Annotated in this window: 11 protein-coding genes; 3 read left to right on the forward strand and 8 right to left on the reverse strand. The window is 46.4% G+C overall.

Annotated features, from left to right (window positions below):
• Positions 1 to 5 precede the first annotated feature (5 nt).
• From HW560_RS31240 to tkt, 4 genes are all read right to left on the reverse strand, one after another.
• Complete coding sequence (locus tag HW560_RS31240; RefSeq protein WP_072734274.1) at positions 6 to 638, reverse strand: YigZ family protein; 633 nt, start codon at positions 636 to 638, stop codon at positions 6 to 8.
• A gap of 164 nt (positions 639 to 802) precedes the next feature.
• Positions 803 to 2158 carry a glucose-6-phosphate isomerase gene (locus tag HW560_RS31245; RefSeq protein WP_076291734.1) on the reverse strand — a complete coding sequence of 452 codons (1356 nt, stop codon included), beginning with the start codon at positions 2156 to 2158 and terminating at the stop codon, positions 803 to 805.
• 186 nt (positions 2159 to 2344) lie between these two features.
• Positions 2345 to 2662: a pyrimidine/purine nucleoside phosphorylase gene (locus HW560_RS31250; protein WP_053781719.1), complete on the reverse strand. Its 318-nt coding sequence runs from the start codon at positions 2660 to 2662 to the stop codon at positions 2345 to 2347.
• 146 nt (positions 2663 to 2808) lie between these two features.
• Positions 2809 to 4851 (reverse strand): transketolase, encoded by a 2043-nt coding sequence (gene tkt, locus HW560_RS31255; RefSeq protein ID WP_090894472.1) that lies wholly within the window; start codon positions 4849 to 4851, stop codon positions 2809 to 2811.
• A 433-nt stretch (positions 4852 to 5284) separates the two neighbouring features.
• On the opposite strand from tkt, the gene HW560_RS31260 reads away from it, so the two are divergent.
• Positions 5285 to 5773: a hypothetical protein gene (locus HW560_RS31260; RefSeq protein WP_090894470.1), complete on the forward strand. Its 489-nt coding sequence runs from the start codon at positions 5285 to 5287 to the stop codon at positions 5771 to 5773.
• Positions 5774 to 5853: 80 nt separating this feature from the next.
• Here HW560_RS31260 and purU read toward each other — a convergent pair whose 3' ends face one another.
• Together purU and HW560_RS31270 are read right to left on the reverse strand one after the other, a co-directional pair.
• Positions 5854 to 6747, reverse strand: coding sequence for a formyltetrahydrofolate deformylase (gene purU / locus HW560_RS31265; RefSeq protein ID WP_179265501.1), 894 nt, complete (start codon positions 6745 to 6747; stop codon positions 5854 to 5856).
• Positions 6748 to 6769: 22 nt separating this feature from the next.
• Positions 6770 to 7897, reverse strand: coding sequence for a deoxyribonuclease IV (locus HW560_RS31270; RefSeq protein WP_111621346.1), 1128 nt, complete (start codon positions 7895 to 7897; stop codon positions 6770 to 6772).
• Between the two features lie 170 nt (positions 7898 to 8067).
• On the opposite strand from HW560_RS31270, the gene HW560_RS31275 reads away from it, so the two are divergent.
• Complete coding sequence (locus HW560_RS31275) at positions 8068 to 8538, forward strand: DUF2621 domain-containing protein (RefSeq protein WP_179265502.1); 471 nt, start codon at positions 8068 to 8070, stop codon at positions 8536 to 8538.
• A gap of 157 nt (positions 8539 to 8695) precedes the next feature.
• A complete protein-coding gene (locus tag HW560_RS31280) occupies positions 8696 to 9607 on the forward strand; it encodes a TIGR01777 family oxidoreductase (RefSeq protein WP_179265503.1) in 912 nt (303 codons plus the stop codon).
• Here the strand turns inward: HW560_RS31280 and HW560_RS31285 are convergent.
• Both HW560_RS31285 and HW560_RS31290 read right to left on the reverse strand, forming a co-directional pair.
• On the reverse strand, positions 9596 to 11506 hold the full coding sequence (locus tag HW560_RS31285; RefSeq protein ID WP_179265504.1) for a DUF6382 domain-containing protein: 1911 nt from the start codon (positions 11504 to 11506) through the stop codon (positions 9596 to 9598). The genes HW560_RS31280 and HW560_RS31285 overlap by 12 nt on opposite strands.
• A gap of 26 nt (positions 11507 to 11532) precedes the next feature.
• Complete coding sequence (locus HW560_RS31290; protein WP_179265960.1) at positions 11533 to 12042, reverse strand: A24 family peptidase; 510 nt, start codon at positions 12040 to 12042, stop codon at positions 11533 to 11535.
• Positions 12043 to 12049 lie beyond the last annotated feature (7 nt).

Consider the following 12049-nt stretch of genomic DNA (forward strand, 5'->3'; position numbering starts at 1 on the left):
ATATTTTATTCCCCTTCAATAAAATAAAGCCGCTGTCCCTCCGTGATCCGGGATTGCCCTTGCGTCAAATCTGTGATCCAGGCCACAAATGCCTCAGTTTCACTATCCGGCGGAAGACAAGTCAACGTAACCTTATCGGTGAACCCAGTTTCACCTGTACGGACTTCCCGGCTCCTTAATTCATTTTCTACTTTGCCCAGCCATGTATAATCCAGTTCAACAAACACTTCACGATGGAGCACTTTGGTAATCGCTTCCCCGGCTTCTATGGCTGCAACTGCTCCATCCGTATAAGCGCGAATTAACCCACCTGCTCCAAGCATAATTCCCCCAAAGTAACGTGTAACAACAATAGCCACATTTTTCAATTGCTGATTTTTGATGACTTCAAGAATCGGTTTTCCAGCGGTTCCGCTTGGTTCGCCATCATCGGATTGCTTCTGGATCTCATCCCGCTCACCAATCATGTATGCGGAGCAGTTATGAGTAGCATTCCAATGTTTTTTCTTGATTTCATCAATAAAAGCATTGGCTTCTTCTTCTGTCGTGACCGGCATAATATGACCGATAAACCGCGACTTTTTGATTACAATTTCCAGATTGCCCGGTCCTCGAACCGTGCGATAACGTTCAATCATCCCTATCCAACTTTCCACCAATTTGATCCATTTTACAAGAAAGCAGTTCCCCGCGCGCACGCGGACGAACTGCCTTGGTTTAACATCCGGGAAACCATTGCTTCACAATGACTCCCCGAATGTAATTACATTACCTTATTTAACTATATGAGCAGACCGATGAATTATTCGGAAAGTCTCGCTTCAAGCGCTGCTTTCTCTTCTTCAAAGCCTGGTTTGCCCAGCAAAGCGAACATATTTTTCTTGTAAGCTTCCACGCCTGGTTGGTCAAATGGATTGACTCCCAGCAGGTAACCACTAATGCCGCATGCTTTTTCAAAGAAGTATACCAGATATCCGAAAGAATATGGAGACATATCTGGAATGTTCACAATCAAGTTCGGTACTTGACCATCTGTGTGTGCAAGCAGTGTTCCTTGGAACGCTTTTTTGTTAACGAAGTCCATCGTTTTACCTTCAAGGAAATTCAGACCATCCAGATCATCCGGATCCGCTTCGATCGAAATATGCTCCGATACTTCAGCAACCTGAATCACCGTTTCAAAGATGTTCCGGCTACCCTCTTGAATGAATTGACCCATGGAGTGCAAGTCAGTCGAGAAATCAACGGAAGCAGGATAAATCCCTTTGTAGTCTTTACCTTCACTCTCTCCGTAAAGCTGTTTCCACCATTCGGATACAAAGTGCAGGGAAGGCTCGTAGTTTACGAGAATTTCTGTGCCTTTACCTTTGCGATACAGTGCGTTACGAACAGCTGCATATTGATATGCTTCGTTCTCAGCTACGTTCGGGTTGCTGTATTCTTTGGAAGCGTCAGCCGCACCTTGCATCATTTCTTCGATGCTGATACCAGCTGCTGCGATTGGCAGCAAACCTACAGCCGTCAGAACGGAGTAACGTCCACCTACATCATCCGGGATAATGAAGGATTCATAGCCTTCTTCATTCGCCAGTTTTTTCAGTGCGCCGCGCTCTTTATCTGTTGTTGCATAGATCCGTTTGCGAGCTTCTTCTTTACCGTATTTTTTCTCCAGTGCTGCACGGAAGATACGGAAAGCAATCGCTGGCTCCGTTGTTGTACCCGATTTGGAAATAACGTTAACGGAGAAGTCTTTGCCTTCAACCAGATCCAGCAAATGAGTTACATACGTGGAGCTGATGTTGTTTCCTGCAAAGTAGATTTCAGGCGTTTTGCGTTTGTCTTTAGGCAGATTGTTGTAGAAAGAGTGCGTAAGCATCTCGATCGCTGCACGTGCACCAAGGTATGATCCACCGATACCAATAACGATCAGTACTTCAGAATCACTTTGGATTTTAGCAGCCGCTTTTTGAATACGGGAGAACTCTTCTTTGTCATAAGCGGTAGGCAGGTCGATCCAGCCCAGATAATCCGATCCGGTTCCCGTTCCGTTGTGGAGCTGCTCGTGAGCCAAACGAATCGGTTCAGCGAAATAGTCCACTTCATGTTGATTGACAAATTGCAGGGCAGTGCTGTAGTCAAACTTCACTTTTTTTGCCATGATCTATAAAACCTCCTGATATCGGTAGCGTATTTTTTCCGTTTTCCATTCTAAAACAACTTAGCCTAAGGATACTTCAAATCCACAGGGCTGACAAGCTTGCAGCCCGAACTTTGTCGTTAGAGTTTAAGAAGCAAAAAGGGTTAACCGAATCCGCGAGTCGCGGTTCTGGTTACCCTTCTTGTATTATTCCGCCGGGTACGAACAGCAGTAGTCGGTAACGCTGCGTATCTCCAGTTTAAATTTGGATTCGGCAGGTACGTGGAACGTAGCTTGACCTTGAATCTCTTGCCAATCTTCTTCTCCGGGAAGCAATACTCTCAGATCGCCGGACAGAATCTCCATAATTTCACGGGAATCTGTACCGAACTCATAACTGCCTGGAAGCATAATGCCCAGAGTCACCTTGCTGCCATCCCCCAAAATAACTGTTCTGCTGGTTACCTGGCCCTCATAATAAATGTTGGCCTCTTTCACTACACTGACTTGATCAAACTGTGACATGCGTACCCGCTCCCCCTGAAGTTAATGAAAACAAAAGGCAAAACAGATCAGGGCGATTGCCCGCCCATTCTCTGCCGGAATTCACTTGCTGCTCGGCAGGACTCGCAGTTGAGCTCATCCCATTCACAGCAGCGCTTATGAAGCTATTACAGCAATGCTTTTACGCGACTAACCACGTTCTCCACGGTGAAGCCGTACTCTTGGATCACACGGTCGCCAGGCGCAGATGCACCGAATGTGTTGATTCCGAGAATGTCGCCTTGATCGCCGACATATTTTTCCCAACCCATTGGGTGAGCCATTTCAATCGCCAGACGCGCTTTAACATCCGGAAGCAGGACGGATTCTTTGTATGCTTTGTCCTGTTTCTCGAACAGATCCCAGCTCGGCATGCTGATTACGCGAACTTGGATGCCTTGTTCAGCAAGTGCTGCTTGAGCTTTGACAGCCAGCTGCACTTCGGAACCTGTCGCGATGATTTGAGCAACAGCTTTGCCGTCTTTTGCATCAGAGACAACATATGCACCACGTTTCACGTTTTCACGGGAACCTTCAACGGTACCTTCCAGAATCGGCAGGTTTTGACGAGTGAGTACGAGTGCAACCGGATTGCTCTTGTTCTCAAGCGCATAAGCCCATGCTGCAGAAGTTTCATTACCGTCAGCCGGACGAATAACTGTCAGGTTAGGAATGATGCGCAGGGATGCCAATTGCTCGATTGGTTCGTGAGTAGGACCGTCTTCACCAACAGCGATACTGTCGTGAGTCAGGACGTACGTTACAGGCAGACCCATCAGGGCAGCGAGACGAACAGCTGGACGCAGGTAGTCTGTAAATACGAAGAATGTACCTCCGAATACTTTCACACCACTGTGCAGTGCCATACCGTTCATTGCTCCAGCCATACCGAATTCACGGATACCGAAGTAGATGTTGCGGCCGGAGTAATCTTCAGGTGTGAAGTTCTCCAGGTTGTTCAGGTGAGTCATTGTGGAGCTTTCCAGGTCAGCAGATCCACCTGTCAGTTGTGGCACGTTATGAGCCAAACCGTTCAGAGCATTACCGGATGCTACACGAGTGGATACAGCTTTGTCTGTTGCTGCATATTTAGGCAGATCACGATCCCAACCTTCTGGAAGGTCGCCATTGATTGCCGTTTCGAATTGAGCTGCCAGCTCAGGGAATGCTTTTTTGTACTCGGCAAATTTCTCGTCCCATGCTTTGTTTGCAGAGATACCACGATCTTTCACTTGTGCAAAGTGTTCGCGAACTTCAGTTGGAACGTGGAAATCTTCCTCGTAAACCCATTTGTAAAACTCTTTGGTCAATTTGGCTTCGTCTGCACCCAGTGGAGATCCGTGAGTACCGCCGTGGCCGCCTTTACCTTGTTTGTTCGGGCTACCGTAACCAATTACAGTTTTAACTTCAATCAGTGTAGGACGAAGCGTATCTGCTTGACCTTCCTCGATTGCTTTTTGGATTGCAGGCAGATCGTTACCATCTTCAACGCGCAGTACTTGCCAGCCGTAAGCTTCAAAACGCTTCGCAATGCTTTCGGAAGAAGACAGATTCAATTTACCATCCAACGTGATGTCATTGGAGTCGAACAACATGATCAATTTACCCAGGTGCAAACGTCCAGCCAGGGAAGCTGATTCATGGGATACGCCTTCCATCAAGTCACCGTCACCACAGATTGCGTAAGTGTAGTGGTCGATTACGTTGAATTTGTCTTTATTGTATGTTGCGCCCAGTTGAGCTTCAGCCATAGCCATACCTACAGCCATTGCAATACCTTGGCCCAGTGGTCCAGTTGTTGCGTCAACGCCTGCAGTATGTCCGAATTCCGGGTGACCCGGCGTTTTGCTTCCCCATTGGCGGAACTGTTTCAATTCTTCCATAGGCAGGTCATACCCGCTCAGGTGAAGCAAGCTGTACAGCAACATGGAGCCATGTCCTGCGGACAGGACAAAACGGTCCCGGTTAACCCAAGTTGGGTGGTCCGGGTTATGTGTCATCGTTTTTGCAAAAAGTTGGTACCCCATTGGAGCGGAGCCCATAGGCATTCCCGGGTGTCCGGAATTTGCCTTCTCGATTGCATCAATCGCCAGTGTACGTACGGTAGTGATTGACAGATTGTCGATGGTGTTGTTCTCTTCCTTTTGAATCGCTTCGTTCTTGTCAGTCATGGTTTGTCCTCCTCATGTCTTTAGATAAGTCGGGTTGCGCAAGCGAATCCCTCTCATCATACAAGCAAACCGAATTTCACAATAAGTGAATCCGCTTGAGTGTTTCATTTTGACTTATTCACTTTTGTATTGTATCACTTGGCGTGAAGGTTTTCCATAACCTTCTTTTAGAAGATCGGGAAAATTCGGCTGTTTATGACGAGGGATTTGTTTCCAGTTGCGCAAAAAGAGTGTCATACTGAGCATTTCAGCATATCTTCTAGCTCAGCCAGCATCGCAAATCCATCGGATGAAGTATAACCTTTAAGCGGAAAACCATACTCTTTTTAGATATTGAAGTTGATTTTGCATATAATGGTCCTTGATCATGATTGGAAAAATCGGACTTTTATGCACATCAGGCTGTACTTCATATGGAAAGGAGGGTTCGCATATGCCGGAACATTTGGCTAAGTCAACAAATTCGCTAAAGCACATATTACCCTGGAAGGCCGGGGTTTTAACAGGTCTTACATCCGGACTGGTGCTCGGGTTCTTTTTAAAGGCTATTCAGACCTACACTGGTGAAAAAGTCTATACCTTGCTGCTGAACATTGATTTTGTTCCATGGCTTCCGCCCACATTACCTGAATACATCGAATTTGTGCTGCATCTTATCGTTTCCATAATCATTGGCATCTTCTACATATGGTGGATTCAGCGTTCAGGTCATCCGATATTCAAAGGCATCCTGATTGGAGTTCTATCTTCCCTGCTATATATACCGCTCTCCCAGCTTTCGAGTCGTGTGCCTGATCTATATGATATAAAAGCGATTCTTTACTGGTTGGCAGGGCATCTGTTATTTGGCGTGGTCCTTGGCTGGTGCGGTCATCTACGGAAACACAACCAAAAAGGCGATCCCCCGTTCAGACATGAATAGGGAACCGCCTTTTCTTTTTTTCGGAATAGAACTGAACTGCATCTTTCCGAATCAACCTTGCGCAGTATTAAAGCATTAGCTTAAAATACAACGGTTTTATTTTCATGAACCAGTACACGGTCTTCAACATGCCATTTGACCGCACGAGCAAGAACTACACGCTCAATGGTACGTCCAATGCGTTTCAACTCGGTTACATCATCCCCGTGGCTTACACGCTGAACGTCCTGCTCAATGATCGGTCCGCCATCCAGCTCTTCCGTAACATAGTGAGCCGTCGCACCGATAATTTTGACACCTCGGTTGTACGCTTGGGCATACGGTTTACCGCCGACAAAGGCAGGCAGAAATGAGTGATGAATGTTAATTATGCGATTGCGGTAATGCTCAATGAACATCGGGGAAATGATTTGCATGTAACGCGCAAGAATAATTACATCGATATCATTGCCAATGACGTCCAACTGACGTTGTTCCGCTTCCTTCTTCGTATCTGCTGTAACCGGAATATGGTGATAAGGAATGCCAAATGATTCTACATAATCCTTCATATCCAGATGATTGCTCACGACAAGCGCGATGTCTGCATCCAGATCGCCAGCCTGCCATTGCCACAACAGCTCAACCAGACAGTGATCCTCCTTGGATACAAAGATGGCAAGTTTCTTCTTGCGGCTAACCGCAGAAAGGCTCCAATCCATTTTGAAACGGCTTGCCACTTCTTCAAAATCAGCTTCCAGCTTGGGCAGGTTCACCGATAATTGTGGAAGATCGAACTCAATCCGCATAAAAAACATGCCGCCAGCCGGGTCCATTGTGTATTGGTCCGACTGTACAATGTTTGCACCATGCTGGTGCAAGAAATGGGATACTGCGGCAACAATTCCCGGTCCATCCGGACAGGAAATAAGCATCCGCGCCCGATCGGCGCGGTTTTTAACATCAGGTCGTACTTGTTTAGCGTGAATCTCCATCGGGTTAATTTTCCTCCTTCAACTAGGCCGTGACAAAAATTTCTTTGCCTGCAAGCCAGGCGATCAAACGTTGATTCAGTTGTTCTTCATTCAAGTGCGGGAACAATGCGGCTTCAGCCACGAGGTCATACAGACGTTCCAACGGCTCACGTGGATCGGCTTTTTTCGCTTTGGCATCATTCTTGAGCAATGTCCAGATATCCAGAACATATGAACGGGACTCGATCTCTTTTCCTTTGAAGAAATGATGCAGTTGTTCCACTTCTGTCAGAAATTCGGGACCAAATCGACCAGCAACATCCCCGCGTAGCAATGCAATCTCTGCTTCATACATAGGACGCTGAGTTTTGGCTTCTTTACCAATCCAAGGCGTTTCCAAAATAAACGGACGCCCTTGAAGAGCCTCGTGATGCACGACACGGTTAATGGCTTCAAAACCAATCCAGCCGGAGCCAATCGGTGTATGACGGTCCTTGTGCGCACCCACAGGGTTCTTACTATCATTAATATGCATTACGGCAATGCGGTCAAGCCCTACCGTACGATCAAATTGTTCAAGAACACCGTCCAGGTCGTTCACGATATCATAACCCGCATCGTGAATGTGACATGTATCCATACATACAGTAAGGCGTTCATTGTGTGTAACCTTCTCCATGATCTGAGCAATTTCTTCGAAGCTGCGGCCCATTTCAGTTCCTTTGCCGGCCATCGTTTCCAGAGCGATATTCACATCCGTCTCTTTCACTCCGTCCAGCACTTCATTCAAGCCTTCAGCAATACGTCCGATGCCGTAGTGAGCATCCTTGTCCGTAAATGCGCCGGGATGCAGCACGATATTTTTGACACCAATCGCATGTGTACGACGGATCTCTTCCTGAAGGAAACTTACGGCCAGTTCATACGTGTTTTCTTTGTATGATCCGAGGTTAATAATGTATGGCGCATGGACAACGATATCTTCCATTCCGCTCTCTTGCATCGCAAGCTTGCCTTCCTCAATAAACATGGACTCAATAGGCTTGCGGCGGGTATTTTGCGGTGCACCCGTATATATCATAAACGAACTGGAACCGTACGAGGACGCTTCCTTCGTTGCACTCAATAATCCCTTGTCCGAAAAGGACACATGGGAGCCGATTTTAAGCATCATTAATCCCCCTTTTTCTGAATTATCCCTTATTCTAACGCGATTATCGAAATAAATCTAGAAATGCGCTATAATTCGGGATATAGGCTATTTTTTACAGCTGTAATTTGGAACATGGGTGGGCGGAATCCGTCTTTCCGTGAAAATCAATAATCCGAGGTGACTCCGCAATGATTTTCGACTCCTACGCTTTGACGTTGACCGTTAGTTCCCCCAGCAATTGGTTTATGAACACGATCGCATTTTGGACCGTTCTTTTGCTTGGAAGTATGTGTGTTGGCGGATTTTTTATGATGCGCAAGTTTTTGAAAGTGCTTCCGAAGGCAGACGGGAAATCCAAACTCGATTGGCAGAACCACTGGGTTGAAACCAGCCGTCATTTATGGACAGATGAAGCAAAAGCTTTTCTCGACCAGCTTGTAGAGCCCGTTCCAGGCCCATTTCGAGATATCGCCAAACATTCCATCGCAGCAGAAATCGGTAAAATTGCGTACGAAAATAATGCACCTGAAGTATCCAGAGATCATTGCATTAAAGGATACATTATAGCCACACCGAAGCGGGATAATAAGTTTCTGGTGAAATTTCTGGAGAAGAACCAAATTGACTATTCGCCTTATAAACATTTGATGAATAAATAGATCAATGAATTCAGCCGAACATGTATCAGGCTTACATATGTGCAAACATGCTCCGTCAGGTAAGTCATCCCCAGCAAGGCAGTGCTTACCGCCCGGGGCTGTTTGTCGATCCAGCAATACATGTCAGTACAGTCAAAATAACAAGGGGGGCGCCAAGATGAAGATTGCGATTTGTGGAGGTACCGGTTTTGTCGGAGGAGCGCTCGTTGATTACTGGCTTCAGACAGGCCATCATGTGAAAGTTATTACACGCAAACTGCCGAATTTACATAATCCCAGCCAAAACCTTACTTATATCTCATGGGAACAGGTAGAGGAACAGCCTCATTTGCTGGAAGGAATGGATGCCCTGGTGAATCTCGCCGGGGAAACGTTGAATCAACGTTGGACAACCAAGGCGAAACTGGAGATCGTTGAATCCAGAGTGACTACTGTAGCGCGCGTAGCCAAATTGGTGAATTCACTGGAGCACAAGCCGGAGGTGGTCGTACAGGCATCTGCCATGGCAATCTATGGCACCTCTCCCACAGAAACATTTGATGAGAACAGTCCACAAAAATCGATGAATTTTCCATCCCGCGTCTCTGAGCAATGGGAAGTTGCTGCTGATGCCATCAAACATGTGAGACTCGTGAAAATCCGCGTCAGCCTCGTGCTTGGTCATAAAAAAGGGGCATTTCCATTAATGAAACTTCCTTATATGCTTGGTGTTGGGGGCAGGGTGGGAAGCGGCAAACAGTGGACCAGTTGGATTCATATTATGGATATTGTGCGTTTGATTGATTTCACGATCCACAATAAAGAAATCTCCGGTCCGGTGAACGCCTCTTCGCCTAACCCCGTTACCAACGATGAATTCGGACGAACGGTAGGCAAAGTGTATCATCGTCCGCACTGGTTCCCTGTACCCGCAATTCTGATCAAAACACTGGTTGGAGAACTCTCTGTCGTGCTGCTGCAAGGGCAGCGGGTTATCCCGCAAAAAGCGTTGGATCACGGATTCCAGTTCACCTTCCCTACATTAACCGAAGCACTTGAAGATCTTAAACACCGGGGTCTATCCGACTGATCGATACGTATAAACAGACTCAGCCAACGTAAAGGTATCTCCATCTTCAAGTGGATATTCTTTGTACGGAGCAAGAACATTGCCCTTGAGAATAGTTCCATTCACGGAACCCAAATCCTTGATAACATAGCCCGATTTGTTCCGGCTCAATTCCACATGAGCACGGGACACGCCGGTTGCTGAATCTACCCACTGGACCATGTCCGCCGATCGACCAATAACAAACGATGCTCCACGGACATCCATCCGTTCATGTTTGTCTCCGCTTGCTGATCTGCGTTCAAGATAAAAGGAAGGTACAACTGGACTTGCACCTGTTAAGCCTCCGCCGGCAACACTCTGCAAGTTTACAGTTGCATCAGCCGCCGCATGATGACGCACAAGTTCCGATGTTGCTGCCATGGCTTCGACAGTATGCTGAATGAAAGGTTCATCGGATGCTTCAGATGGTATATGTAGATTATGAAAGCGAGAATTTCCTGCTACAGATGACCTGGATTCATAAAATTCCCCCCGTTCTGATTGAGCACTCTTCATATCACCAGAGCTCTGTTGACTCGTGTAACCTTGTGCATACGTGTTATCTTCGGGTGACATTTCAGATGCATTCCAACGCCAGCTCTCCTGAAACATCTCTTCTTCGCTTTCTTTCTGCTTATCTTTGCCTCTACCCAAGCCAAAAAAAACAGATCGCTTATTGGATGACCCCTCCTGTAATTCGTTATCTGTATATTCTTCATTCGGCATATTTTGGCGTAGCCGATTGGATTTCGAATTTCCAAATTTCCCTTTGGTCACCCATGCCCAACCTGCAATCCCAAGCAACCCAGCACTTAATGCTGCGGATAGAATCATTTGTGTCTGCCCTGGTTGTTCCATATAGATGAATCTCCATACCAATGCCGTGGCAATCATACAGCCCAGAAGGATGTAGGTCGTTTTGGAAGATGCCTGCTTCTCGTCCTTTTCCATATCATCATCCTGTAATGAATCAAACGTTTGACGCTGTGACGGATTCGTTGTAACACCTTTCGCTTGTAATGAGGACTCTATGGGTGAACGTCTGCCGGATAATCCTGAAAAGGGTTTGTTAAGCGGTTTGTCTTCCTCCCCAGTAGATACCCAAGGTTGATGATTTGATTTCAAGTGCTGCCCAGCTTCGCCGTTTCGATCTAACTGACGATACTGGTCTTGCCCACTTCTATTGGAAAACGACTCATGTCCCTGCTCTGGGATCACAGAAAATTGAATTCCTAATTTACTGTCAGTTAACCCGGATGACCCACGAGAAGACATAAATGATGCCTGTCCTGAACCGCTCTGCTCATCTGCATATAACTCAAGCAAAAGTTCACGCAGCTGTCTGATATCCCATTGTTCACTGTCACATAGCTGGAGGACACGCTGAATCCCTTCGCCTTGAAGTTCCTGAACATGGGCCATCAGCCTAATAACCAGTTCGCGGAATTGCTGAGGCGTCGGATCACTCTCAATTGCATCAACAATCGGGATGTATACCAAACCAAGTTCTCCCAGTTCAAGTGAACCATTAATAAATATGTACTCTTCCTGAATCTGTAATTTGCGTGAATCCAACATATATTGTCTACATTCCGTAAACGTGTCTGCCAGCTGAAACAATAGTCCATATAACACACGCAGCTTGATTTTTCCTGACTTCAACATCTGAGGTAACATCTTATATCCTGAAATATCATATTGTAACGTTACATTTCGGTCTACCTCTCGAATATGAATTGGAAGAAGTCGAGGAATTTGATTGGAAGACAACATGCCCATCTGCACACGGCTCAGTTCGTCCATTCGCAACCCTTCCACTTTCTCCAAAACCATAAACGACCCGCCGTTTCGAATGAAATCTCTCGTTAATCCATACATGCCAATCCTCTCTTTCCATTGCTTAATTAAGTCATGTAGATATAGGCGCTAATGAATCCCGGCAATACGGCCAGCATAAAAGGAAACTTCAATGTCTTTTCATGATGAACCAGTTTGAGCGAACCGAGCATGAAGAAACCGGCAAGATTCCCTGCCATGCCGCGAATGCGCTTTGCAGAATCCCTGCGGAACAAGAGAATAATTAATCCAATTGCCCCTGCATACAAAACGGAGTAAATAATAACGTGAACGCCAAAGGCCAGTCCTGTCCAAACTCCAATTCCTCCAAACAATTTAACATCTCCCGCACCCACTGCCCCAATCAGATACATTAGAAATAACACACCGAACCCTATCACGAATCCGGCTGCAGAGAACAGAAACCCCTCCCATCCTCCCCAAATAATATGGGCCAGCACTCCCGCGACAGTTACTGGCAAAGTCAAACGATTTGGGATTTTCATTGAACGAACATCTGTAACAAAAGCCGCAATCACATATAGACCACAGGCCCAGTAAAACCACTCCACCTCCATCATCTCC

The organism is Paenibacillus sp. E222, from assembly GCF_013401555.1.
Classification (GTDB): domain Bacteria; phylum Bacillota; class Bacilli; order Paenibacillales; family Paenibacillaceae; genus Paenibacillus.